Source organism: Pedobacter sp. Bi27, assembly GCF_918698255.1.
Lineage (GTDB): Bacteria > Bacteroidota > Bacteroidia > Sphingobacteriales > Sphingobacteriaceae > Pedobacter.
Genome location: NZ_CAKKMW010000001.1, coordinates 1,050,145 through 1,077,074, shown reverse-complemented (window position 1 = coordinate 1,077,074; position 26,930 = coordinate 1,050,145). Strand labels below are relative to the sequence as shown.

The following is a 26,930-nucleotide window of genomic DNA, read 5'->3' as shown; positions in this document are numbered from 1 at the left end:
AACTTCATTTTTTTTAAAGCAGATGAGAAAAATAGCCGCTGCAACAAGGTTTCATCATCCCTTTTCCATCTTGTATATTCAGGTCTTTGCTTTGATAAATAAATACTAATTTTGCGCTCTAATTTTTATAATAATGAGGCTGGCAATAAATGGTTTTGGTAGAATAGGAAGAACATTTTTACGCTTAGCATTGGCTGAGGGATTTGAAGTAGTGGCGATTAACGACCTGGCAGATGCCAAAACGATGGCTCACCTATTTAAGTACGATACTGTTCACGGTGTTTTCGCTGGGCGTGTTTCTGCAAAACCTGATGCACTGGTAATCAATCAGCTTTCTATTCCGGTTTTCGCTATCAAGGATGCCGATGAATTGCCTTGGTCGGCACTTAGGGTAGATCTGGTTATCGATTGTACTGGTAAAAATCTAACCAAATCATTGGCAGAAAAACACATTACATCAGGCGCAAAACAGGTGCTGATCTCAGCCCCAGCCGCTGATGATATTCCGATGGTCGTATTAGGTGTAAACGACTATCAGATTGATTTAAGTAGTCCTGTATTATCAAATGCCAGTTGTACAACGAATAATATTGCCCCGATGATTAAGATTTTGAACGATAACTGGGGTGTTGAAGAGGGGTATATTACGACCATCCACTCGATGACAGGTGATCAGAATCTGCATGATGCGAACCATAAAGATCTTCGCAGGGCAAGGGCCGCTTCATCTTCCATTATTCCAACCACAACAGGGGCAGCAAAGGCCATTACCCATATTTTTCCGGAACTGGATGGCCGTTTAGGTGGGGCAGGAATCAGGGTTCCTGTTTTAAACGGATCGTTAACCGATTTTACCTGCCTGCTAAAGAAGAAGACAAGCATAGAAGAAATTAATGCAGCTTTTAAGCACGCTGCACAAAATGAACTGAAAGGTCTTATTGAGTATACTGAAGATCCAATTGTATCAGTCGATATTATCGACAATCCACATTCCTGTATTTTCGATTCGCTATTAACCTCTATCGTTGGCGATCTGGTTAAAGTGGTGGGCTGGTATGATAACGAATTTGGTTACAGCAGCCGTTTGATCGATGTGGTGAAAAAAATTGATCAGCTTGGTAAAGGCTAAAACCTGGGGGTGGTTTATTGCTTTATTAATCAATAGCTCATAGTTAATTGCCAGGTGTAATAGGTTAATTCATTCCCAAAAAACAGTTCAAAACACAGAATTATTAATCGGTTAATCGACTCCTATCTCAATGTCATTAAGTTAAGCGTTTTTAACCACAGATGTACTCAGATAAACACGGATTTTTATATCTGTGTGCATCCTTTCTATCTGTGGTTAAATTATTTTTGCTCGTGCCGAATGGCTACTTAACGACATTGAGGATGCCGCTAGGCCTGCGGCTAAACACCTTGGAGCTGCAAGAAAACACAAAACGCCTAAATAATTTCTTTGTTTCAAGTGTAAGATACAGCAGCCATTATTTTCAACTTATTTTAAATACTACTAGGGAAGTATCTACAATGTTAAAAATTCTAGCCGATATTATTATCGGGTTTCAATTGCTTTATTAACTTTGCAAACGTTTGCAGTGCATCCAATAGCAATATCTTCACACTTGATGTAAGCTAGCTGATATTAAAAATATGGTCAAATTTATTCTTCCAGAAGAAGTACTGCCTTTAAGAAGCCTGGTTTTGCGCAATGGCAAACCATTCGAAGCATGCGTTTTTGAAGGCGATCTTGCCTACGATACCTTTCATCTTGGTTTTTTAAAAGATGGAGAAATAAAATCAATTGCCACCTTTATGCGGAACGATTTTTTTCTGGAAGAAGGAGAGGGCTATCAGCTTAGGGGCATGGCCACTCATCCTGATGCAGTTGGAAATGGTTATGCTGCTGCACTGGTTACTTTTGCCATTGAATACCTGAAAGAATATAAAACCGATTACTTATGGTGTAATGCCCGTTCAACGGCAGCAGCTTTTTACAAGAAAATCGGCTTCACTACCGAATCGCCGGAGTTCGATATCCCTGGCATCGGTTTCCATTACGAAATGAAATTAAACTTAAATCAAAAATAATTAAACATGAATACAATTGACCAGTTTGACTTTAAAGATAAAAAAGCATTAATCAGGGTAGATTTTAATGTGCCTTTAGATGATGAATTTAAAATTACAGACGATAAAAGAATCAGGGCGGCTTTGCCAACCATTTCTAAAATCTTAAAAGATGGTGGTGCGGTTATTTTAATGTCTCACTTAGGCCGCCCGAAAGATGGCCCTACCGATAAATATTCTTTAAAACACATCTTATCTGATCTATCTGCTCTTGTTGGTGTTGAAGTTAAGTTTGCTGATGATTGTATTGGCGAAAGCGCAGTAAAACAGGCAGCTGATTTAAAACCAGGTGAAGTTTTATTGTTAGAAAATCTTCGTTTTTATAAAGAAGAAGAAAAAGGTGATGTTGCCTTTGCAGAAAAATTATCAAAATTAGGCGATGTTTATGTAAACGATGCCTTTGGTACTGCTCACCGTGCACATGCTTCAACTTCAATTATTGCCCAGTTTTTCCCAGATGCAAAATACTTTGGTTATTTAATGGCCTCAGAAGTAGAAAATGCAGAGAAAATATTGAACCACGCAGAAAGGCCATTTACTGCAATTATGGGTGGTGCTAAAGTGTCTGATAAAATTCTTTTGATTGAGAAATTGCTGGATAAGGTAGATAACCTGATTATTGGCGGTGGTATGGCTTACACTTTTGCTAAAGCACAGGGCGGAGAAATTGGCACCTCATTATTAGAAGCTGATAAACAAGCACTTTCTTTAGAGTTGATCGAAAAAGCAAAAGCTAAAGGCGTAAACCTGATTTTACCTGTAGATACGGTAATTGCTGATAAATTTGCAAATGATGCCGATAAAAAAGATGTAGATTCTGGTCAGATTCCTGCAGATTGGATGGGACTGGATATCGGCCCGAAATCAGTAGCCTTGTTCCAGGATGTGATTAAAAATTCTAAAACCTTGTTGTGGAACGGACCGATGGGCGTTTTCGAAATGGAAAGTTTCCAGGTAGGAACTAAAGCTGTTGCAGAAGCAGTTGTGGCGGCTACTAAAGATAACGGTGCATTTTCATTGATCGGTGGTGGCGATTCAGCTGCAGCGATTGCAAAATTCGGCATGGAAGATGAAGTAAGTTATGTTTCTACCGGTGGTGGTGCCTTACTTGAATATATGGAAGGCAAAGAATTGCCAGGGGTTAAAGCCATTAATGGATAAATATCAATCTTATATATAAACGGGGCCCTTGCAGATCAAATTTGCAAGGGCCTTTGTTTTAGATGATTTCAACCCACAGCTATATGTTTGCCTAGCACGCTTGTTTTTTAAAGATTTATGGTTATAATGATACAGCAATATCTTGTAACGATACTGTGCAGGAGACAGGTGCTACTTGCGCTTAAAACAAATAAATCATACCTTACTGGCAATTTACCTTGGCCTATAACTTAGTGGTGGCCCTGGGTTAGAAAACATCAGGTACATAATAAATCAAATTACATCTATGAGAAAAAAAATCTTTTTGTTTAGTATAAGCTGTCTGCTCCTCGCAGGCCTGTCTCAAAAAACATTTGCTTCGTCAGTAACTATACCTAGTAATATTAAACTTGCTGTTGAGCCTGCAGCATTGATTGGTCGATGGGACATTACCGTTGATGTAAACGGAAAACCAGCACCTGCCTGGCTGGAAGTAAAACTATCTGGCGTGAAAACATTGGTTGGTTATTTTGTATCTACTGCAGGTAGTGCGCGTCCGGTATCGGAAGTGAAGTTTGATAATGGAAAATTCAGGTTCGAAATCCCGCCACAATGGGAAAGCGGTTCTTCGAATTTAGTTATCGACGGCACCGTGGGCGACGCAGGGATTCAGGGAACAATGACCAATTGCGATGGTAAACAATATAACTGGAAAGGTGTTAAGGCACCTTATCTTAAAAGAACGGCAGCACCAGCTTGGGGCAAACCCATCAATTTGTTCAATGGCAAGGATCTGTCTGGCTGGAAAACCAATGGACCTAACCAATGGATAGTTAAAAACGGTATTTTAACCAGTCCGAAAGCGGGTTCAAATCTGATCTCTGAACAGAAGTATAATGATTTTAAACTTCATGTAGAATTCAAATACGCCAAAGGCGGAAACAGTGGGGTATACTTAAGGGGCCGTTACGAGGTGCAGATTGAGGACAGCAAAAAGGATGCACATCCTAACAGTGTGCTATTCGGTGGTGTTTATGGATTTTTAACAGCCAATGAAATGGTTACACTCGGGGCCGGTGAATGGCAGAGCTACGATATTACCCTTGTTGGCCGTTTGGTAACAGTGGTAGCCAATGGCAAAACCATCATCAGTAACCAGGAAATTCCGGGTATTACCGGAGGTGCGTTGGATAGCAATGAGGGAGAACCCGGGCCTATTTATCTTCAGGGAGATCATGAACCGATCGAATACCGGAAAATCGTTATTACACCGGCGAAATAATTATCTTTTATAGGAGAGGCTGTACCGAGGTGTTGTTTGCAGTGATTATGCTTCGTATTGAAAAAGAAATAACAGTAATATCCGGGTCTGTATCATGGTGATTTTAATCTATGGTGCAGGCCCTTTTTATTTTATCAGTGGTGTCAGATGTTACCATCTGACACGATAAGAATTAACAAATTTTGAGTTATCAATCGGATGGTAACATCAAACCTTAGGCAGGGTGCCAGTAACTTAGAAGACTTCCAGACCAGTATTGAGCAGAACAATATAAACTGTCAGATAACACACCAAAAATGCTGTCGATAAGGCAAAATAGCGGGTTACCTTATGACTGCCTTTCCGGAAGGGAAGTAGAAAAAGAATATTGAATATTTCTGACAACAATGCGCATATAAAATTTAAACAAACCATTACGCAGCTAAAAGCCACTACAAAAATGGCTGGCTGGATAACAATTCCTGAAGGAAGGCCATAGAGTGCACCCATCATAAAACTGATCGGAAGAATAATCGAAGCATATTTTAATCCCGATTTAAACTGTAAGAGAAAGTACTTGCCCAGTTTCGGAAGCGGTGTTGTTGTTTTCGCTGGTTTTAATTCTTTTTCAACAGTAGGGTTTTCCAATGCCTCATGTAAAGCTGCTTCATTTGTTTTCCGTTTTTTGCCTTTCTTTTGTTTCTTATAACGTGGCCACCAGATAATAAAACCAGTAATAAATAAGGCAAGTGGCATTAATCCGGCAATGATGGCGATAATCTGTGTTGGCCTGCCGCCAAAGCTTCCATAGTGGATTGGTGTTAACCAGCTAAGATAAGCATTGCCAACATTAGGGAAATCCTTCCGGCTGTTCAATAGCACTTTTCCCGTATATTGATCAACAATAAGCATTTCTCTTTTTCCAACGCTAGGTAGGTTTCCGCTCACTACATCCAAACGATAAGTTCCCGTTTTGTCAGCCGGAAAAGCAATCCCACCAATATAACCATTAGGCATTTTTTCTTTAGCTGCGGCAACAATCTGTTTAAGGGGAAGAGGTACAGCTTGTGCATGCCATGCAGATTTTGCACCCAATAACGCAGCTACCCCCTGAGGAGATTTCCCGCTAAGCACAAATAACAGTGGAATAACAAGCGTAGAAAAAGTAATCGAAAAACCGGTAAGGCTGAGTATGGCCACGATGGGAGAGGAGTAAAAGCCGAGTGAATTGTGCCAATCGTAATTTTGCCGCTTAAACGAGCCGCTAAATCTTACAGTAAGCGCTGATTTTAGCTGTTTCCATTTCTTAGGGATCCATAAACGCAGGCCAGAAATGGTTAAAATCAAAAGGCAGAGGGAAGCCAGTCCGCAGATATAACGCCCGGCAACTGGAATCAGTAATGTTCGGTGAAGTTCGGTAACTACATGGATAAAAGAACTGGTGTGTATTCTTTTACCCGTTGTTTTTCCAGTATATGGATTAATAAAAGTTTCTCCGCCACTTTTTAAATTCAGAACGCTGTAAGCTTCATTGGGGTTTTTGAAGTTGTCGAGCATCAGGTAATCTATTTTTAGATCCGGATAGTTTTTTCTGATCAAGGGCACAATATCCTCAATGGGCATTTTTTGTTTCTTTGCAATTACATCGAACAGGTTAGGGTTCAGCGCACGGTCAATCTCATCTTGAAAAACCAAAATACTACCGGTAACACCTACAAAAGCTACAATTGCTCCTGCAATAATACCAACATAAAGATGCCATTTGCCAAACCACCGTTTCTGGTGTTTTGCCCAGTTTAGATTTTTAGGATTCTGTTCTGATTTCATTTTTGAGCGTTGCATTCCCTCATGCAGTATTGATTGGTTTATGCCTACAAAGAAATCGTTTTAATTGCTTTTATCCAAATTATTTTTAATGAGTCTAAATAATGATTTAAATAAAATTTTATCTCCATCGGACGGAGATGCTATTTACAAACTTCAGGTAACGGTTAATTATGGTTATGACGGGCTTATTCCCAATATGCAACTTCAGGACAAAATAGCCGAACACTTTGCTGAAATCTGTAAAATTAACGGCCTTGCTTATTATGACTTTGATGGACAGGAGTTTTTGTTCAATAATGGCCACGGTTATTATTCGGCTAAACGTTTTTTTGGTAAAATGTTCGAAAAAGCAGCGCAGTTGGGTGTTCCTTATATCCGTTTCACGGGTGCTACCTTATCCGAAGGTTCATGGCACTATCAAAGCATTTGGAATGTTGGTGGTGGAAAAAATCTGTATGATGCCGAAATCCGCGAATGGGGCAGCACGACCAGTCAGGGAAAAGACCTTCGCGACGTATGTTACGCCAATTATTTTCCGGTGGGTATGGGCGTGAACTTCCCCATAAATGCCAAATCAAAGGTTGAAGAATATGAACATATACAGGCGATTTCTGTAGGTGTTGGTACAACATATAGTTTGAAAGTAAGCCAAAAAGATGTTGAAAGCTGTCCGCAGAAAAATCCCATTTTCAAAGTAATAAGAACCTGGGAAAATGCAAGAGCTGCCAATGCCTTTCCCCGAAGTGTAAAAATGCAGCTGGCAGATCCTGCAAATAGCTGGCAACTGGAACAGGTTGATAATAATAAATGGAAACTATATCCAATTGTCAGCGGAGAACGAAAAACGGCTATCAGCTTAAACAGAGATATTGCAGGGGGATATTAAATTAAATGTTTCTGATTTTGATCTTGAAAAGACTGAGTAATATAAAAACTAACTCAGCCAAATAATTGAAAGCACTTTTCGGTCAATTGAACGAAAAGTGCTTCTAACCTCAAATATTATTTTGGTTCAACTACATTCAACCGATCAAAAGGGTTTAAGTTATAAGTGAAGTTTCCTTTGCTGTCGATCCCGTTAATTCCTTTTACACTTGCCCTTAGTATGTATTTTGCTTTCGGATTATAGTTGTTCAATTGTAAATGGTACAAAAAACTTTTCGTTTTATGCGTTCCCCTAAATTTATCGGCTGTTCCGATATGCTCATCCAGAGCCACGATTTTTCCGTTCTCTAACAGCTCTACTTTTTTAATCTGCATAAAATTGGCCCCGCTTGTATAGTAAAAGCCCGCAATGATCCGTCCATTGGCATAGGTTTTTTTGCTTACATCCCATTCAATGTTCTGGTAATCATTGCTTAATTGTACAGGTTCCCATTTGCCTGTAATGTATCCCCCCGGTTTATAATAGTCAATTTTTAACGCATTAAGGCGATTCCTGTTAATGACAAGGCGATCTTTGAAATTGTTCAGATTACGTTCTCCCTTCGGGATCCAACCCGTCTCTGCAAGTGCCAAAAGCCTCGGGAAATTCTGGACGTTCATGTCTTTTAGTTCTTGAGTAATGGCCGTCCACTGATTGGCCTGTATACCTAATATAAACTTTCCTTCTTCAGCACTTAGTCCGGTTTCCGGTTCATAATTGTATATTTTTTCCAGCGAATTGATGTTGCCATAAGCCAGGTCGCTCATCGTGCCATCATTCCTGTCGGCTTGGGTAATGTCGAAATAAAACGGGTCAGTAGGAGTAGCCACTACGTAAAAGCCATTTTTTGCAGCATCGGCAATGGCCTCATCACCCAACCACGACATAATCGCGGTTTCTTTGGTCAGGTTTTTTGCATCGCTCAAAATATCGTTCCACCCGATCGGTTTTTTCCCCTTTTCTTTGATAATAGCAGATATTCTGCCTACAAAATAACTCTGTAGTTCGTTGGTGTTCTTCAGCGATTTTTCTTTCATAAACTGTTGTACATGCGGTTCTTTCTCCCATAAAACATGGCGCACTTCATCACCGCCAAAGTGGATGTATGTTGCAGGGAATATCTGCGCCAGCTCGGTAAATACACCATCCAAAAATTCGTAGACCTTTTCATTGGTGGGATCTAAAGTGTTTGGGGTAAATTGGTTGCCCCAATGTGACCAGGAATCTAAAAATGGAAATATATAATCGGGTTTACGGTTTTGGTTTACGCCAAGTTCAGGGTAGGCAAGTATTGTTGGCCATGAATGTCCGGGAACATCAATTTCGGGAATAACGGTGATATTGCGCGCTGTGGCATATTTAACCAGTTCACGGATCTGATCCTGGGTGTAAAAACCACTTCTTTCAGCAGGTTGTTTTGTGCTTGGATCAAAAACCGTTGTTTTTGTAGAAGTAAGTTTGGGATATTTCTTGATTTCGATCCTCCAACCCTGATCATCTGTTAAATGAAGGTGTAGCACATTTAACTTATAGAGTGCCATCACATCCATATATTTCTTCATTACATCTACGTCGTAAAAAGTGCGGCTAACATCCTGCATGTACCCACGCCAGCTGTAGCGTGGTTTGTCGGTAATTTCACCACAGGGAATGCTCCAGTTTATTTTGTTGTTGCGTGTTTTACTTTCAATATCTGCAGGTAACAGCTGCCTTAAAGTTTGTGTGGCATTAAAAATACCTGCTCCTGTTTTTGCATAAACACTGATCGATTGTGGGCTGATCTTTATTTTGTAACCCTCATCGCCAAGACTGTTGAGTGTGTCTGATAAAATAAAAAGGATTCCCTGCTTTTCTTGTTTTAAAGGAACCGTTTTAAATTTTATACCTGTGCTGTTTTTTAATAATTCAGTAAACATGCCTATCGGTGCCAGTGCATCTTTGCTGTAATAAAATGTAGTGTTTGATTTTAATTCAAATTTGCCATCGGCCCTGCTTATTGACAATGGTTTAGGGATAATATTGTTAAGCGCAAGGTTGCTTTTAAATACTACCTCTGCAGTGCAGGTTGAACTGACGATGGCTAATACCAAAGAAATTTTTGAGGATCTGGTTATCATTTATAAGTTTATGTGTTGGTTGCATTTCCAAATTAGAGATAAACAACCGATAAAGAAAATTTAAATAGCGCTCAAACGTTTGCGTAATTTTTATTTCTATCGCGCTCTTTTTGAGCTGATACTGTTGAATTATTCTTTGAATGTGAGTAGCGGCTTATGAATAAAATCTATGCCTTTTAGCTCCCATTATTAGTTATTAAGACACTCATTTTTAGCGTTATTTAAATTTTATGGGAAAAATTGGGCAAACGTGACACTTTTTAATATTATGTTTTTAATCTGCTTATTATCAGTTGTTAATGGTTTTTTGCTTGCGCTGATAGTCTTATTCTAACTATATTGTGAGGCCATTATTGTAACAAAAGAGATGTGGAAAACTTTTTTGTGGTAAAAAGTGGTAAAAAGTGGTAGAACTATTTACTTTTACACTAGATATAAAGTGTAGATACCACTATGACCCAACTTTTAGGAGAATTCGATTGTAAACTTGACGCAAAGGGCCGCCTTATGGTACCTGCTGCGCTTAAGAAACAATTGCCTGAATCTGAGAAAGAAGGGTTGATCATTAATCGCGGTTTTGAGAAAAACCTGGTGATCTATCCTAAAAATGTATGGGATGCTGTTGTGGCCGATCTTGCCAAGCTTAATATTTACGATCAGGAAAACAGGGCCTTTGTGCGGGCTTTTACGCGTGGAGCAACCGAGCTTTCGCTTGATGCTGCCGGCCGTGTGCTTTTGCCGAAATCTTTGGTAGAATATGCGGGTATCGGTAGTGATCTTGTTCTGGCCTGCCAGTTGGATCGTATCGAGGTGTGGGATAAAAAAGCATACGAAGATATTTTTGATGATGTTCCGGCCAATTTTGCAAGCCTTGCTCAAAAAGTAATGGGCGATAAGAAAGGAGGGGCAGATGGCGAATAATTACCATATTCCTGTAATGTTGCAGCCTTGTATTGATGGCTTGAATATTAAACCTGATGGTGTTTATGTTGATGTAACCTTTGGTGGCGGTGGTCATTCGATAGAGATTTTGAAACATCTTGGACCGAAAGGAAGATTGATCGCATTCGATCAGGATCCTGATGCCCAGGCGAATGTTCCTGCTGACGATCGCTTTATTTTTATCGACCAGAACTTTGGTTTTTTAAAAAACAATCTCCGCTTAAAAGGTTTTAAGCAGGTTGATGGTATTCTGGCTGATCTTGGGGTTTCCTCGCATCAGTTCGATGTGCCGCAACGTGGCTTTTCTATCCGTCATAATGCCGATCTGGATATGCGTATGGATCAGCATCGTGATTTAACGGCTGCCGAAATATTGAACACCTATACAGAGGATAAGCTGCATAAAATCTTTGGGATTTATGGAGAAGTGAAGAATGCTAAATCGCTGGCGCGTGCCATCGTGACTTCGCGTTTAGAGCAGCCATTTAGCGATATCGATAGTTTGAAGTCGGCAATTGCTGGTTATATCCCGAAAGGAAAAGAGAATAAATATCTGGCGCAGGTGTTTCAGGCGTTGCGCATAGAGGTGAATGCTGAAATTCAGGTGCTTGAAGATTTTTTGCTGCAGGCTGCTGATGTATTGAAGCCTGGCGGTCATTTAGTGGTCATGTCTTATCATTCTTTAGAAGATAGGCCGGTTAAAAACTTTATGGCGAAAGGTAAATTTCAGGGTGAGGTAGAAAAGGATTTTTTTGGAAATCAGCAAAAGCCATTTAATGTCATTACACGCAAAGCGATAATAGCCACTGATGAGGAGATTGCTCAAAACAATAGGGCCCGCAGTGCGAAACTAAGAATTGCAGAAAAGATATGAACAGGTTTAGGGAAGAGATAGAAGAGGAAGAAGTTGGGCCTGAACCAGAGTTAAAAGCTGCGCCCAAAAGGCCAAAAACTGCTGAAGAAAAAATGGATAGCAATTCATTTATCAGCAAGCTTTTTAATGATGGATTAGTAAGTAAAGAGGCGGCAACTGATGCTTTGCCTTATTTGTGTTTTCTGGCGCTTTTGGGAATGATTTACATTGCTAACAGTCATTTTGCAGTAAACAATGTTCGCCGGATTGATAAATTAAATAAAGAAGTAAAAGAATTAAGATGGGAGTATAAATCCCTTAAGGCCGACCTGATGTTCAAAAGTAAACTGACAGAGGTTGCCAAAAAGGTAGATACCCTTGGGATAAAAGAACTGATTGAACCACCAAAAAAAATAATTGTTAAAAGCGATGAATATTAGAGCAAACATCTTGCTTCGTGTATATCTGGCATTTGGCTTAATTGTGCTTTTTGCTTTCGCGGTGTTTTTACGCCTCGGTCAGGTGCAGTTTGTGCAAGGGAAAAAATGGAAAGCTATGGCAGATAGCCTTTCTACACGATATGTAAATGTAGAGGCTACCCGTGGGAATATTTATTCTAACGATGGCAGTTTACTGGCTACTTCGATACCGGAATACGAACTGCGTATGGATATGTTCGCCGGCGGAATTGCTGATAAAGATGTATTTGATGAAAAAGTAGATTCGCTGGGTTATAAATTAGCCCAGCTCTTTCAGGATAAAACAGCTAAGGAATATGCTCGATACCTGCGTAAAGGCCGCCAGGACAGCTCGCGCTATTTACTGATTCACCGAAAAGTAAGTTATGCCGATCTTAAAACCATCAGGACTTTTCCCTTATATAACATCGGTAAGTTTAGTGGCGGTTTAATTGCTGTTCAGCAGAACAAACGTATCCTTCCTTTTCAGGCTTTGGCTGCCCGTACCATTGGGTATAAAAACGAAAATGTTAAAAACGGTGTGGGTTTAGAGGGCGCCTATAAAGAATATATCAATGGTGAAACCGGAAAAAGATTAATGCAGCGAATTGCCGGTGGGGTTTATATCCCGGTAAATGAGGAGGCTGAAGTGGCGCCAAAAGACGGGGCTGATATTATTTCGACTATCGATATCAATATGCAGGATCTGGCGCAGAGTGCTTTAGAAAAACAGTTGATCAAATCGCAGGCTGATCATGGTGCAGTGATTGTGATGGAAGTGGCCACGGGCGAAATCCGGGCGGTAGCGAATTTCTCTAAAGTAGAGGAGGGGGTGTATAAAGAGAAATTTAACTATGCCATTGCAGGTAACCAGGATCCGGGATCCACCTTTAAATTAGCCTCGTACATGGCTTTGCTGGAGGATGAATTGGTTGATACCAATACCATGGTTGGAACGGGTACCTATAAAATCCCTGGCCATACAATTAAAGATTCTCACGGAAGTATAGGTGTGGTAACTGTTAAAAAAGCATTTGAACAATCATCAAATGCAGCGATTGCATATCTGATCAACAGTAAATATGGTGCTAACCCTAAAAAGTTTACTGATCATTTATATGATTGGCGTTTAAATGAAAAGATGGGTTTGCAGATTCCTGGGGAAGCCATGCCAGCGGTAAAGAATCCAAAAACCAATAAAAGTTGGAACAAAAATATGACCTTGCCGCAAATGGCTTATGGTTATGAGATGCAGTTAACGCCACTTAAAATGTTGTCGTTGTATAATGCGGTGGCTAACAATGGAAAAATGGTAGCGCCAATTTTTGTAAAAGAGATCAGAAGGCTGGGTAATCCAATTGAACAGTTTAAAGCAAGAGTAATTAATGATAAAATCTGTTCTGATGTTACCTTAAGCAAGATCAAAAAAATGCTTGAAGGGGTGGTGACAGAGGGTAGCGGAAAGCAGATTGTTTATAATCCGTTATATCCGATCGCAGGTAAAACAGGTACCGCACAGGTGGCTGATGCAAACAAAGGTTATAAGGCAAATAAGCAATATCAGGCTTCTTTTGTGGGTTATTTTCCTGCTAATAAGCCAAAATATTCGATGATCGTGGTAATTAACGATCCAAAGGGTGCTTATTACGGAGCATTGGTTTCAGGACCTGTATTCAGGGAAATTGCCGACCGTATTTATGCCAGCGATATGCAGATGTATAACGATGTGCCGACCCGTTTGGTAGGTAATACAGGTAATCCGCCAACAAAAGCAGGACAGAGTAAAGCAACTCAGAAAGTGTATAAAGCATTTGGTTTTAAACCACTTTTTGCTTCAAAATCTGAGTATTACAATATTATAGATACCAGTGCGGGAACAGTTTTTCAGGAAAATAACGAGCGTAAAGGTGTGATGCCAAATGTGACGGGGATGGGACTGAAAGATGCATTATACCTTTTAGGGAATGCGGGCTTGAAAACAAAGGTCTCGGGTTCTGGAAAAGTGGTCAGTCAATCCATCATCGCCGGAACAAAAGTGGGTAAAGGGTTGGGTGTACAGATAGAGCTGAATTAAGGTGTAAGGTAAAAGGTATAAGGTTTAAGGTCTTGCTACCCAATACTAGTTACTTGCTACTAATAGAATAAAAATAAAAAAAATGCAATTACAGGATTTACTTTATGGCGTAACGATTAAAGAATTGGTTGGTAAAACCGATAGGGAAATCAATGCGCTGAATTTCGATTCGCGTAAAGTAAGTAAAGATGATATCTTTTTTGCTGTAGTAGGCACTATGGCTGATGGACACCAGTTTATTGAGCAGACCATTGAGCAGGGGGCAGGCGTAATTATCTGCGAGAATTTACCAGAAATCCAGGATTTTACGGTTACCTACATCAAAGTAGATAATACTGCTGTGGCTTTGGGAATTGTTGCCGGGAATTATTTTGGAAATCCATCAGCAGATCTGAAACTGATCGGCATAACAGGAACCAACGGAAAAACCACCATTGCTACTATTCTTTTTAAATTATTTAAAGATTTAGGTTACAAAACTGGGCTTTTATCAACGGTAGAGAATTATATCAATGATACGGTAGTGGCGGCAACGCATACCACACCAAATCCAATCGCATTAAATCAGCTTTTAAGAGAAATGGCCGATGCAGGTTGCGATTACTGTTTTATGGAAGTAAGCTCACATGCGGTTTCTCAGCACCGGATTGAAGGCTTGACTTTCTCAGGTGGTGTATTTTCTAATTTAACACACGATCATTTAGATTTTCATAAAACTTTTGATGCTTACCTGAAAGCAAAAAAAGCATTTTTTGATGTTTTGCCTAAATCGGCATTTGCATTGACCAACATCGACGATAAAAACGGAGTGGTGATGCTGCAGAATACAAAAGCGCATAAAAAGACCTATGCACTTAAACAACTGGCCGATTTCAAAGCAAAAATTATTGAGAACCAGTTCAGTGGTCTGCATTTAGATATCGATAACGAAGACGTTTACTTTAAGCTTGTAGGGTCTTTCAATGCATACAATTTATTGGCCGTGTATGGAACAGCCATTTTGTTGGAGCAGGATAAGCTAAAGGTGCTGACTTTGTTGAGCCGTTTATCAGGCGCTGAAGGAAGATTTGATTACATCACCTCTGCAGATAAAATTATAGGTATTATAGATTACGCGCATACGCCAGATGCTGTTCAGAATGTGTTGAGTACCATTGCGAATATCCGCAAAGGAACCGAACAGGTAATCACGGTGATTGGATGCGGGGGAGATCGTGATAAAACCAAACGCCCTATTATGGCTCAGGTAGCATGCGATTGGAGCGATAAGGTGATCCTAACCTCCGACAATCCCAGAACGGAAGATCCACAGACGATTATCAGCGAAATGGAAGCAGGTGTGTCGCCGACCAATAAGCGTAAAACCCTATCCATTTTAGATAGAAAAGAAGCAATTAAAACAGCCTGCCATTTAGCGCAGCCAGGAGACATTATTCTTGTTGCGGGTAAAGGGCATGAAAAATACCAGGAAATTAATGGCGTAAGGAACCATTTTGATGATAAAGAAATTTTACTTGAACAATTAAAACCAATCAGCTAATGTTATATTTATTATTCGAATACCTGCATAAGCATTATGATATACCTGGGTTAAGGTTGTTTCAGTACATCACTTTCCGTGCATCTATCTCTATTATTTTATCATTGGTAATTACCACCGTTTACGGACGTAGGTTAATTGATTACCTGCATAAAAAACAGGTTGGAGAAACGGTAAGGAATTTAGGTTTAGAAGGACAGATGCAAAAACAAGGGACACCAACAATGGGTGGTATTATTATTTTGCTGGGCATTCTTATTCCGACCCTTTTATTTGCAAATATCTCCAATATCTATGTGATTTTAATGATAATCACCACCATCTGGATGGGTGCTGTAGGCTTTTTAGATGATTATATCAAAGTTTTCAAAAAGAATAAAGAAGGTTTAGCAGGTCGTTTTAAAGTAGTTGGTCAGGTTGGTTTAGGCTTAATTGTAGGTTGTACCATGTACTTCCATCCAAATATTGTAGTAAGGGAGACTGTACAGGACGATGTAAAAAGTACTTCTACGGTTCCGATGGTACTGCGCCAAAAAGGAGAAACCTTTTATTATACACAAGATGTAAAATCGACTAAAACCAATATGCCTTTTTATAAGAACAATGAGTTCGATTATGCAAAGGTATTGAAGTTTTTGGGTGCCGATTACCAGAAATATGCGTTTTTCATCTTCCTGATTGTAACGGTATTTATCATTACGGCGGTGTCGAATGGGGCAAACATTACCGATGGGATTGATGGTTTAGCTACTGGAACTTCGGCAGTAATCGGGATCACGCTCGGTATTTTGGCTTATGTATCGGGTAATACCATTATGGCCGATTACCTCAATATTATGTATATCCCAAACTCTGCAGAGCTGATGATTTTTGCAGGTGCATTTGTGGGTTCCTGCGTAGGTTTCCTGTGGTACAACTCTTACCCGGCGCAGATTTTTATGGGCGATACCGGAAGTTTGGCCATAGGGGGGATCATTGCCTCATTTGCCATCATGATTCGTAAGGAACTGCTGATTCCGATTTTATGTGGAATATTCCTGGTAGAACTGGTGTCGGTAATTATGCAGGTATCTTATTTTAAATATACCAAGAAGAAATTTGGCGAAGGCCGCAGGATTTTCCTGATGTCGCCTTTACACCACCATTACCAGAAAAAAGGATATCATGAAGCCAAAATTGTAACCCGCTTCTGGATTATCGGAATCATGCTTGCAATTATGACCATTGTAACATTGAAGTTAAGGTAGTTCAAGCTGGAAGGTTTAAAGGTTGAGGGTGTAAGGTTTCAACTTTAAAAGAAGAATAACTAAGGTGCTCTCAGGTGTCTTAGGTGGTAAATAGAGGTAGAGGGTTAGAAGGTTTAGGGCTGAGGGTTTAGCGGCTTAAATGCGAAAGACTTAAGCTGAAATTACAGTACGAATAAAATTAGAGTACCCTTAGTGGTAAATAAAAATAAATAAAAAGTTAAAGTGTAATGGTATTCCCGTCTTGATACTTGATACTAAAAGAAATAAATAATGAGCACGAATAACATCACATCAAGCAATACTAAGTCAGCGATGACCGGGCAGGGCCGTGTGGTTATTCTTGGTGCCGGCGAAAGTGGAGTTGGCGCTGCAAAATTGGCCCAGGCAAAAGGTTTCGATGTTTTTGTTTCCGATTACGGGGTAATTACCGATAAATATAAAGCAGCTTTAGAAAAACTTTCCATTCCGTTCGAATCTGAAAAACATACCGAAGAACTGATCTTAAATGCAACTGAGGTAATTAAAAGTCCGGGTATTCCGCCTACAGCCCCAATTATTAAAAAATTGGTCGCAAAAGGGATTCCTGTGGTTTCGGAAATTGAATTTGCCAAAAGATATACCCATGCAAAAACCATCTGCATTACAGGTTCAAACGGTAAGTCGACTACGAGTTTATTAACCTATCACATCCTAAAAAATGCGGGTTTAAATGTTGGGCTGGCTGGTAATATCGGACAAAGTTTTGCAGCACAGGTGGCTACAGAAGATTACGAATATTATGTACTGGAGATATCAAGCTTCATGCTTGATGATATGTTCGCGTTTAAAGCAGATATCGCTGTTTTGCTTAACATCACGCCTGATCATTTAGACCGTTACGATTATAAACTGGAGAATTATGCTGCATCTAAAATGCGGATTGTTCAAAACCAGACAGCAGAAGATGTTTTCATTTATTGTGCAGATGACGAAGAGAGCCTAAAAGCCATCGCGCTGATTAAGCCTGTGGCGAAAGCCTTTCCCTTTTCAATTACTAAAAAAGTAGAACTGGGTGCTTATTTAGAAGAAACTACTATACATATCCTTACAGAACCAAATAACCAACTAACCATGTCTATTTCAGATTTAGCCTTACAGGGCAAGCACAACATTTACAATTCTATGGCCTCAGGCATTGTGTCTAAAGTTTTAGAATTAAGAAATGAAACCATCCGCGAAAGCATGGGCAATTTCAAAAATATTGAGCACAGGTTAGAGCATGTGGCCAAAATTTCGGGGATCGATTTTATCAACGACAGTAAAGCCACCAATGTGAACTCTACCTGGTATGCTTTGGAGAGTATGACCAGTGATGTAGTGCTCATTATGGGCGGTGTTGATAAAGGAAACGATTACAACATGCTTAAAGATCTGGTTAAAAGTAAGGTTAAGGCTATTGTTTGTTTGGGTAAGGACAACAAACGTATCCACGATGCTTTCGAGGATGATGTAGAAGTAATTGTGAATACTTTTTCGGCTGACGAAGCAGCGCAGATTGCTTTCCATTTGGCTAAACGTGGTGATGCCGTGTTGTTATCGCCAGCTTGTGCAAGTTTCGATCTGTTCAAAAATTACGAAGACCGCGGTAACCAGTTTAAAGCGGCAGTTAGAGAATTATAATAGGAGGTACAATATATGTTCCAAGCACTACTTAATAAAACAAAAGGCGATAGATGGATCTGGCTGATCATCATCCTGCTTTCGCTTATATCCGTAATGGCGGTGTATAGTGCAACAGGTACCTTGGCATATAAAAAAGGAGAGGCTGTAGAAAAGCTTTTGCTCACCAAACACTTAATTTTTGTGTTGATGGGTATCGGGATGATCTATATCGCCCACCTGCTCGATTACCGTTATTATGCCGGTATTTCGAAGGTGTTGATGATCGTTACCATTCCTTTGCTGTTATATACATTGATATTTGGAACCAGTTTAAACGATGCTTCCAGGTGGGTTAAAATACCGGTAATCGGACTAACCTTTCAAACTTCCGATTTGGCTAAACTCGCATTGATTACCTTTTTGGCTAGGATGTTGACCAAAAAGCAAGAGAATATTAAAAATGTTAAAGAGTCGTTTATACCAATTATGGGTTCGGTTTGTGTGGTGTTTGTTTTAATCGCACTGGCCAATCTATCTACAGCATTAATGCTGTTTGGTGTAAGTATTTTGCTGTTAATTATCGGTAGGATCAGTATTAAACAGATCGCGATTGTTTGTGCAGGTGGCTTTGTGCTCCTGCTGTTTGTTTTCTTTTTGGGTCCAAGAAGAAAAACATACATGTCGCGTATTAATACGTTTATACATCCTGAAATGCAGCACTCAGATAAAACTTTCCAGGCAGATCAGGCAAAAATTGCTTTGGCTACTGGTGGTGTTTTTGGTAAAGGACCAGGTAATAGTACACAACGCAATTTCCTACCACACCCGTATTCCGATTTTATTTTCGCCATTATTATTGAAGAATGGGGAACTGTGGGAGGAATTGTAATTATGATACTATACCTGGTGCTTTTATACCGATGTATCAAGATCGTAACCCGGGCGCCCAAGGCCTTCGGCGCGCTCCTGGCGGCCGGACTAAGTTTCAGCCTGACTATACAGGCCTTTGCAAACATGGCAGTAGCGGTAGGGTTGGGGCCGGTAACAGGGGTTCCGCTTCCATTGGTAAGTATGGGGGGTACATCAATGATCTTTACCAGTGTGGCCTTCGGGATTATACTCAGCGTAAGCCGTGATGTAGAAGAAAATGCGAATGTGTTAACAAAAGAAGAAAAAGAGAAAGTAAAAAATAAAATAATAATTGGTGAAATACCAGCAATAGCTTAAGATGAATCGTCATTGCGAGGAAGCAGGACGAAGAATCTATAAAAAATAATAAAGTAAAAATTAACCACAGAGGACACGGAGGTTGGCACAAAGATTACAAAGAAATTGTTTATTCAATTCCCAACCCTAATTGTGAAATCCGGTAGAAAAACCTTGGTGCTCTCAGCGCCTTTGTGGTAAACAACAAGAATAAAACGCAGTGCCCTCTGTGAAAACTTTGTGCACTCGGTGGTAAAAAACAAAATGCTTAGCGTGCTTTGCGAGAAACTCAGCGCTCTTTGTGGTAAACAACAAGAATAAAACGCAGTGCCCTCTGTGAAAACTTTGTGCACTCGGTGGTAAAAAGACAAAATGTTTAGTGTGCTTTGCGAGAAACTCAGCGCTCTTTGTGGTTAAAATAATAAAAACGCAGTGCCCTCTGTGAAAACTTTGTGCACTCGGTGGTAAAAAGACAAAATGCTTAGTGTGCTTAGCGAAAAACTCAGCACTCTTTGCGGTTAAAATAATAATTAAAATGAATAATTCCCCAAAAATTATCATATCAGGTGGTGGCACCGGCGGGCATATTTTTCCCGCCGTGGCCATAGCCAATGCGCTAAAACGCATGGTGCCAACCTGTGAGATTTTGTTTGTGGGGGCAGTAGGCCGCATGGAAATGGAAAAAATTCCTGCAGCCGGATATAAAATTATAGGGTTAAATATTAGTGGGATGCAACGCGGCTCGATTATTAAAAATCTCGCGCTCCCGTTTAAAGTAATCGGTAGTGTGCGCAAAGCCATGCAAATTATCAATGATTTTAAGCCCGATGCCGTAGTTGGTGTTGGCGGTTATGCCTCGGGCCCACTATTGTATGCAGCCTCTTTGAAAGGAATTCCTTACCTCATCCAGGAACAGAATTCTTATGCCGGAATAACCAATAAATGGTTAGGTAAAAAGGCTTCAAAAATCTGTGTTGCCTTTGATGATATGGATCAGTTTTTTCCAAGTGACAGGATATTGAAAACAGGAAACCCTGTCCGCCAGGAAGTGGTTGATATTAAAGGGAAACATTTTCAGGGTGCCGAACTGTTAAAGCTCGATCCATTGAAAAAGACCATTATGGTTACCGGTGGAAGTTTAGGCGCGGGTACGCTGAATAAAGCGATTGAAAAACATTTACCCGATATCCTTGCTCAAGATGTGCAGGTGATCTGGCAAACAGGTAAATATTATTACAAAGGGATTATTGAAAGATTGGGTTTAGCATATCATCCCAATGTTCGTATCCTTGAGTTTTTAAATAAAATGGACCTCGCTTATGCAGCAGCAGATGTAATAGTGAGCCGAGCAGGAGCTGGAACAATAGCAGAACTTTGTTTGATTAAAAAACCGGTGATACTGGTGCCTTCGCCAAACGTTGCAGAAGACCATCAAACCAAAAATGCGATGGCCCTGGTTAAAAATGGAGCAGCAATATTAATTAACGACCGCTCTGCAGAAGACACTTTGGTTAAAGAAGCACTGGCGTTATTAAATAACAAAGAACAGTGTGAAAAACTTTCAGAAAATATAGGTGAAATGGCATTGCCGGCAGCAGACGAAATTATAGCGAACGAAGTACTGAAACTAATAAAGCGGAAAGACTAAAGCAGAAAGACCAAAGTCTGAAGCAAAAGTAGGTAGAGAATAAAAATAAATAACATAACTGGAGTATTGAAAGGCAGCTTTAAGCTTTGGTCTTTCAACTTTCAGCTTAAAACAGTAGAAAGGCAGCTTTAAGCTTTAGTCTTTCCACTTTTAGCTTAAAATAAAATGGAACTAAGTAAAATAAATAGGGTTTTCTTTGTAGGTATCGGTGGTATCGGCATGAGTGCGCTTGCCCGTTATTTTGCTAAACGCGGACAAGTAGTTTGTGGTTATGATAAAACCAGGACTAAGCTGACCGAAACCTTAGAGCAGGAGGGCATTCTCATTACGTATCTTGATGAAGCCTCTTCGCTGCCCTGTGCGTTTTTGGATGATCATGATGATACCCTTGTGGTTTATACTCCAGCGATTCCAAAAGATGCTAAAATCTTAAACCATTTTATAAATAAAGGTTTTGCACTTAAAAAACGTTCTGAGGTTTTAGGGATCATCAGTAAGGGCATGTTCTGTATCGCAGTTGCGGGTACACATGGCAAAACCACAACGTCATCTATAGTTGCGCATATTTTAAAAGATACCGGCTACGATTGTACCGCTTTTTTAGGTGGGATAACCAGTAACTATAACAGTAATGTGCTTTTCGGTAAGAACAATGTTGTAGTGGTAGAGGCCGATGAATACGACCGTTCTTTCCTAACCTTGCACCCGGATATAGCCGTGGTTACCTCAATGGATGCCGATCACCTGGATATTTACGGAGATAAAAGTCACCTCGAAGAATCTTTCCGTTTGTTTGCTGGTCAACTTAAAGCAGAAGGTGTGCTTTATGCGCACGAAGGATTGCCACTTGAAAACAGTATCAGTTATGCAGCAAGTTCAACGGCAACTGCAAAGGCAGAGAATTTAAGGGTAGAAGGATCGAAATTTGTTTTCGATTATACCGATGGCACTCAAAGTATCAAAGACATTAGTTTAATGCTTCCCGGTAAGCACAATGTCGAAAATACAACGGTTGCCATTGCCATTGCGCTGCAATTGGGGATCGATGCAGAAAAAGTAAAACAGGCGGTCGCCAATTTTAAGGGTGTTAAACGCCGCTTTGAGTATATTGTGAATAATGGCAATCAGATTTATATTGATGATTATGCACATCATCCTGAAGAACTGAGGGCTTGTTTTGATGCGGTAAGACAGCTGTATCCAGATAAAAAGTTAACGGTAATTTTTCAGCCACACCTCTTTACACGGACAAGGGATTTTGCCGACGAATTCGCAAAAGTTTTAAGCACGGCTGACGAACTGATGCTGTTGGAGATTTATCCCGCAAGAGAATTGCCGCTTGAAGGGATAAATGCACAGTTTTTATTGGATAAAATCACTTTAGCGGATAAAAAAATATGTGGAAAAGATTTTGTGGTTCAGCATGTTAAGGACACAAAACCTGAATTAATTTTAACAGTAGGTGCGGGAGATATCGACACGATTATCGAACCCCTTAAAAATACTTTAAACAATGCTTAAACGGATAAACTGGAGCGCAATTTTTACTGGCTTTGCCTGGCTGATCAGCTTGGCAGGGGTGGTGGTGCTTTTGAGTTTTATCAATGTGAAGAAACAGACAGTTAAATGTACCGATGTTAAGATCCTGATTCCCGGAGCTGATAACTTTATTGAGCGCGAAGAAATCGATGCCATTTTAAAAGAAGATCAAGGTGTTCTTTTAGGTCGTAATCTCGAGAATATCAATATTCATAAGATCGAGAAAAAACTGCAGTCTAACCCTTACATCGGTTTTGCTAAAGTATATGTAGATATGGATGGGGTATTGCACATTGAAGTAAAACAGCGCCAGCCTATTCTGCGCATATTGAACGAGAACGGGCAGGATTTTTACATTGATAATGATGGACTGAAAATGCCTATTTCATCAAACTTTACTGCCAACGTGCTTGTGGCAACAGGGCATATTACAGAGGTTTTTGGCAGCAGAGTTGATACCCTGCACACGCAATTGGCAAGAGATTTATATAAAACTGCACAGTACATTAAGAAAGATACCCTTTGGGATGCTCAGATTGAACAGATTGTGGTTGATCAGAAAAACGACATCGAACTGATCCCAAGAGTAGGTAATCAGCGTATTGTTTTGGGTAATGCCGATTCGCTTGAAAAGAAAATGAAAAACCTGTTGCTGTTCTATAAAAAGGCAATGCCGCAGGTAGGTTGGGATACTTATAAAACCATCAATATTAAATATACCAACCAGATTGTTTGCGAAAAAAGAGATTCGACAGAATTAGGGAAAAAAGCAAAAACAATTTCTGCAGCCGATAGTTTGAGGATACAACGAAACGTAACCGATTCACTGATCAACAGCACAATTGTAGCGGCTATGGATGACCGGCCGGAGGCAGATGAAGCTGAGAAGCCTGTGTCTAAACGGGAAGAGCCCAAAAAAACAGAACCGAAAAAAGTAGAGGCCAAGAAGGTTGAGCCAAAAAAAGTTGAACCTAAAAAAGTAGAGCCGAAAAAAACAACTCAAGTTAAAACAGAAGTAAAAAAGCCGACGGTTACGTCAGCTACAAAACCGAAGGAAACAAAGCCAGCGGATAAAAAAGAAAAACCGAAGCAAACGGTAACAACACAGCCAAAGCCGGCAAAATCTGAGGCCCAACTGAAGAAAGAGAAAGAAGCAAGAGAGAAAGAAATCAGGGCCCTGGAAAAACAGTATAAAACTCAGCAAAATTAACGAATATGGACAAGGCAAAATTTACCAGTCAGTCGCCCATCGTAGTAGGATTGGATATCGGTACTACAAAAATTTGTGTTATCGTTGGTCGTAGAACACAACACGGTAAGATAGAAATCTTAGGAATAGGCAAGGCAGAATCGGCGGGTGTGACACGTGGAGTGGTTTCTAACATTCAAAAAACCGTGCAGGGTATTGCTCAAGCAGTTGAAGTAGCAAGCGGGCAATCCAATGTAGAGATACAGGTGGTAAATGTGGGTATTGCTGGTCAGCACATTAAGAGCTTACAGCACAGAGGAATTTTAACAAGAAGAGAATTAAACAACGAAATCGGTAAAAAAGATATCGATAAGCTGATTGATGATATGTTTAAACTGGTAATGCCGCCGGGTGAGGAAATCATCCATGTATTACCACAAGAATTTACCATCGATAACGAGCCGGGAATCAAAGATCCGATCGGTATGGCAGGGGTTCGCCTTGAAGCTAACTTTCATATCATTTCTGGTCAGGTTACGGCTGTGAAAAATATCATCAAATGTGTAAACAATGCAGGTCTGCAAACTCAGGATTTAATTCTTGAGCCATTGGCTTCTTCTGAATCGGTGTTGAGCGAGGAAGAAAAAGAAGCTGGTATTGCATTGGTTGATATTGGTGGTGGTACTACAGATATTGCCATTTTCCACGAAGGTATTATCCGTCACACGGCAGTTATCCCTTTTGGTGGCAATAGTGTTACCGAAGATATCAGAGAGGGCTGCTCTGTAATGCGCAACCAGGCTGAATTATTAAAAACACGTTTTGGTTCTGCATTGGCTGAAGAGAATAAAGAAAACGAAATTATTTGTGTTCCGGGTTTACGTGGCCGCGAACCAAAAGAAATTTCGGTTAAAAACCTGGCTTATGTCATTCAGGCACGTATGGAAGAGATTATTGAGCACGTATATTACGAGATCAAATCTTCCGGATATGAGAAAAAACTGATCGGTGGTATTGTAATTACCGGTGGTGGTGCTTTATTAAAACACTTATCTCAGGCGGTTGAATATGTAACCGGTTTAGATTGTCGTATTGGTTACCCGAACGAGCATTTATCTAAATATGAAGATATGCCTAAAACCATTTATGATGACCTGAAAAGCCCGATGTATGCAACCAGTGTAGGTTTGCTGATCAAAGGAATCCAAAAAGCAGAAGAGTTAATTGAAGAAATGAAACAACCTGGTGTTTTTGTAGAAAAGCCAAAAACAGCGAAAGAAAAAGAGAAACGCGGACCAGGTTTGTTTGATAAATTACTGGCAAAAACAAGAACTTTCATTCAGGACGACATGAATGTAAGCGATGAAGATTACTTGAAAAGTTAATTATTTTTCCACAAAAGATGAGTTTTCCACATTATTAACAGTTGTGGAAAACGTCTGTTGAAAAAGTGTTAATATTACATTGAGTAATGAACAGAATTTAAAAATTTTTAAACAACTGATTCATAAAGATATGCAGTTCGAAATGTTAAAAGATAAGTCTTCAATCATCAAGGTAATTGGTGTTGGGGGCGGTGGCGGCAACGCAGTGAACCATATGTACCTGTCTGGTATTACTGGTGTGGATTTTATTATTTGTAACACAGATGCCCAGGCTTTGGAATCTAGTCCTATACCTAACAAGGTACAATTAGGTGCTAGCTTAACCGAAGGAATGGGGGCTGGTTCTATCCCTGAGGTTGGTAAAAACTCAGCTATAGAGAATATAGATGATATTAAGGCAATGTTAGGTAGTACAACCAAAATGCTTTTTATTACAGCAGGAATGGGTGGTGGTACCGGAACAGGAGCTTCTCCAATCATTGCGAAAGCAGCTAAGGAACTTGATATTTTAACTGTTGCCATCATTACTACACCATTTTCTTTCGAAGGAAAAAGACGTAGACTGCAGGCTGATGAGGGAATGGAAGAGTTGAAAAAATACGTAGATTCTTACTTAGTCATTTCTAACGATCGCCTGCGTGAAATCTTCGGAAACTTAACCTTAGGCTCTGCCTTTGGCCAGGCCGATGATATTTTAACAACGGCAGCAAAAGGTATCGCAGAGATTATTACGGTGCCAGGTTATATCAACGTGGATTTTAAGGATGTGCGTACTGTAATGAAAGATAGTGGCGTAGCCATTATGGGTAGTTTTGCCGCTGAGGGCGAAGACCGTGCTTTACAGGCCGTTGAAGGTGCTTTAGCCTCGCCGTTATTAAAAGATAATGAAATCGAAGGTGCCCGTTATATTCTATTGAATATTAGTTCTGGTCTGCGTGAAGTAACCATGGATGAGGTATCAATCATTACGGATTACATTCAGGAAAAAGCTGGCTTATCGGCTGATTTGATTTGGGGTAACTGTACCGACGAATCTTTAAGTGATAAACTTTCAGTAACCATTATTGCTACAGGTTTCCAAACATCAGAAGAACGCGTAAACGAAGAAAAAAATAAAAAGAAAATATCACTTTTAACACCTGAAGAAGCGCCGCTAGTTCGTCCCGTTGAACCAGTAAACTCTTTCATTCAGCCTAAAACAACGCCATCTTACGAGCCTGTTTTAAAAACAAAGGAAGAAGTTTCGCAGGCAGATCTTTTTGGTGGTATGTTCAATAAATCTGAACCTCAAAAAGTTCAGGAGCCAGAAAATAATGTGGTTCGCCATACTTTGATGGAAGAAGAACCTCAGGTAGAAGAAGCACAGGAAACTGGCTTTGAGTTTGAGGTAAAATTAGCTGAAACTAATTTTGTGTTCGAAACGCCGGCTGCCCAAATACCGCCAATGCCTGAACCGGAAATCGAAATGCCGGTTGTAGGTTTAGACGATGACAAAAGTGATGAATCGATGGAAGAGCAATTGAAAAAATCTAAAGAACGTATTTTACGTTTAAAAGATTTAAGCATGAAATTGCGTACAACCAACGGTTTACAGGAGCTGGAAAACGAACCTGCTTATAAACGCAAGCAAATGCAGTTGCAACAAGTTCAGCATTCTTCTGAATCGCAGGTGAGTAGGTTTACTTTAAGCAACGATCAGGATGGTGGTACTGAGATCAGACCTAACAATTCTTTCTTGCACGATAACGTTGATTAAAACAAACCAAATATAATTTTAAAGCCCCGAAGTAAAATCGGGGCTTTTTTGG

Annotated in this window: 20 protein-coding genes; 18 read left to right on the top strand and 2 right to left on the bottom strand. The window is 40.0% G+C overall.

Translation table 11 applies throughout. The features are described from left to right. The first annotated feature begins 133 nt into the window (after positions 1-133). The 4 genes from gap to LQ227_RS04275 all read left to right on the top strand — a co-directional run bounded on the left by gap (position 134) and on the right by LQ227_RS04275 (position 4,552). Positions 134-1,129, top strand: a complete 996-nt coding sequence (gene gap, locus LQ227_RS04290; RefSeq protein ID WP_230145505.1) for a type I glyceraldehyde-3-phosphate dehydrogenase — start codon at positions 134-136, stop codon at positions 1,127-1,129. A 524-nt stretch (positions 1,130-1,653) separates the two neighbouring features. Then, the gene (locus tag LQ227_RS04285) at positions 1,654-2,091 is read left to right on the top strand and encodes a GNAT family N-acetyltransferase (RefSeq protein WP_230148351.1); all 438 of its coding nucleotides are present in this window, start codon (positions 1,654-1,656) and stop codon (positions 2,089-2,091) included. 6 nt (positions 2,092-2,097) lie between these two features. After that, on the top strand, positions 2,098-3,291 hold the full coding sequence (gene pgk, locus LQ227_RS04280) for a phosphoglycerate kinase (RefSeq protein ID WP_029279640.1): 1,194 nt from the start codon (positions 2,098-2,100) through the stop codon (positions 3,289-3,291). Positions 3,292-3,577: 286 nt separating this feature from the next. After that, positions 3,578-4,552 (top strand): DUF1080 domain-containing protein, encoded by a 975-nt coding sequence (locus tag LQ227_RS04275; RefSeq protein WP_230148349.1) that lies wholly within the window; start codon positions 3,578-3,580, stop codon positions 4,550-4,552. A 234-nt stretch (positions 4,553-4,786) separates the two neighbouring features. Here LQ227_RS04275 and LQ227_RS04270 read toward each other — a convergent pair whose 3' ends face one another. After that, entirely contained in the window at positions 4,787-6,358 is a 1,572-nt protein-coding gene (locus tag LQ227_RS04270) for a PepSY domain-containing protein (protein WP_230148347.1), read from the bottom strand. A gap of 88 nt (positions 6,359-6,446) precedes the next feature. Between LQ227_RS04270 and LQ227_RS04265 the strand changes: the two genes are divergently transcribed. Beyond that, a complete protein-coding gene (locus tag LQ227_RS04265) occupies positions 6,447-7,244 on the top strand; it encodes a hypothetical protein (protein WP_230148345.1) in 798 nt (265 codons plus the stop codon). A gap of 116 nt (positions 7,245-7,360) precedes the next feature. Here LQ227_RS04265 and LQ227_RS04260 read toward each other — a convergent pair whose 3' ends face one another. Beyond that, positions 7,361-9,400: a beta-N-acetylhexosaminidase gene (locus LQ227_RS04260; protein WP_230148343.1), complete on the bottom strand. Its 2,040-nt coding sequence runs from the start codon at positions 9,398-9,400 to the stop codon at positions 7,361-7,363. Between the two features lie 453 nt (positions 9,401-9,853). On the opposite strand from LQ227_RS04260, the gene mraZ reads away from it, so the two are divergent. The 13 genes from mraZ (at position 9,854) to ftsZ (ending at position 26,878) form a co-directional block, all read left to right on the top strand. Continuing rightward, the gene (mraZ, locus tag LQ227_RS04255) at positions 9,854-10,321 is read left to right on the top strand and encodes a division/cell wall cluster transcriptional repressor MraZ (protein ID WP_230145498.1); all 468 of its coding nucleotides are present in this window, start codon (positions 9,854-9,856) and stop codon (positions 10,319-10,321) included. Further along, a complete protein-coding gene (gene rsmH / locus LQ227_RS04250; protein ID WP_230148341.1) occupies positions 10,311-11,216 on the top strand; it encodes a 16S rRNA (cytosine(1402)-N(4))-methyltransferase RsmH in 906 nt (301 codons plus the stop codon). Before mraZ ends, rsmH begins: the two co-directional genes overlap by 11 nt. Beyond that, positions 11,213-11,635 (top strand): FtsL-like putative cell division protein, encoded by a 423-nt coding sequence (locus tag LQ227_RS04245; protein ID WP_108199761.1) that lies wholly within the window; start codon positions 11,213-11,215, stop codon positions 11,633-11,635. Before rsmH ends, LQ227_RS04245 begins: the two co-directional genes overlap by 4 nt. Beyond that, positions 11,625-13,727 carry a penicillin-binding protein gene (locus tag LQ227_RS04240; RefSeq protein ID WP_230145496.1) on the top strand — a complete coding sequence of 701 codons (2,103 nt, stop codon included), beginning with the start codon at positions 11,625-11,627 and terminating at the stop codon, positions 13,725-13,727. Before LQ227_RS04245 ends, LQ227_RS04240 begins: the two co-directional genes overlap by 11 nt. A gap of 82 nt (positions 13,728-13,809) precedes the next feature. Continuing rightward, the gene (locus LQ227_RS04235) at positions 13,810-15,267 is read left to right on the top strand and encodes a UDP-N-acetylmuramoyl-L-alanyl-D-glutamate--2,6-diaminopimelate ligase (protein WP_230148339.1); all 1,458 of its coding nucleotides are present in this window, start codon (positions 13,810-13,812) and stop codon (positions 15,265-15,267) included. Further along, complete coding sequence (mraY, locus tag LQ227_RS04230; protein WP_215131994.1) at positions 15,267-16,514, top strand: phospho-N-acetylmuramoyl-pentapeptide-transferase; 1,248 nt, start codon at positions 15,267-15,269, stop codon at positions 16,512-16,514. Before LQ227_RS04235 ends, mraY begins: the two co-directional genes overlap by 1 nt. A gap of 270 nt (positions 16,515-16,784) precedes the next feature. Then, positions 16,785-18,173, top strand: coding sequence for a UDP-N-acetylmuramoyl-L-alanine--D-glutamate ligase (gene murD / locus LQ227_RS04225; RefSeq protein ID WP_230145494.1), 1,389 nt, complete (start codon positions 16,785-16,787; stop codon positions 18,171-18,173). Between the two features lie 15 nt (positions 18,174-18,188). Next, positions 18,189-19,382, top strand: a complete 1,194-nt coding sequence (locus LQ227_RS04220; RefSeq protein ID WP_230145493.1) for an FtsW/RodA/SpoVE family cell cycle protein — start codon at positions 18,189-18,191, stop codon at positions 19,380-19,382. A gap of 514 nt (positions 19,383-19,896) precedes the next feature. Further along, complete coding sequence (gene murG / locus LQ227_RS04215; protein WP_230145492.1) at positions 19,897-21,009, top strand: undecaprenyldiphospho-muramoylpentapeptide beta-N-acetylglucosaminyltransferase; 1,113 nt, start codon at positions 19,897-19,899, stop codon at positions 21,007-21,009. Positions 21,010-21,174: 165 nt separating this feature from the next. After that, the gene (gene murC, locus LQ227_RS04210; protein ID WP_230145491.1) at positions 21,175-22,530 is read left to right on the top strand and encodes a UDP-N-acetylmuramate--L-alanine ligase; all 1,356 of its coding nucleotides are present in this window, start codon (positions 21,175-21,177) and stop codon (positions 22,528-22,530) included. Then, on the top strand, positions 22,523-23,758 hold the full coding sequence (locus LQ227_RS04205) for a cell division protein FtsQ (RefSeq protein ID WP_230148337.1): 1,236 nt from the start codon (positions 22,523-22,525) through the stop codon (positions 23,756-23,758). The genes murC and LQ227_RS04205 overlap by 8 nt, the downstream gene beginning before the upstream one ends. Positions 23,759-23,763: 5 nt before the next feature. Further along, entirely contained in the window at positions 23,764-25,122 is a 1,359-nt protein-coding gene (ftsA, locus tag LQ227_RS04200; RefSeq protein WP_055915204.1) for a cell division protein FtsA, read from the top strand. Between the two features lie 130 nt (positions 25,123-25,252). Continuing rightward, on the top strand, positions 25,253-26,878 hold the full coding sequence (gene ftsZ / locus LQ227_RS04195; protein WP_230145743.1) for a cell division protein FtsZ: 1,626 nt from the start codon (positions 25,253-25,255) through the stop codon (positions 26,876-26,878). Positions 26,879-26,930: the final 52 nt, after the last annotated feature.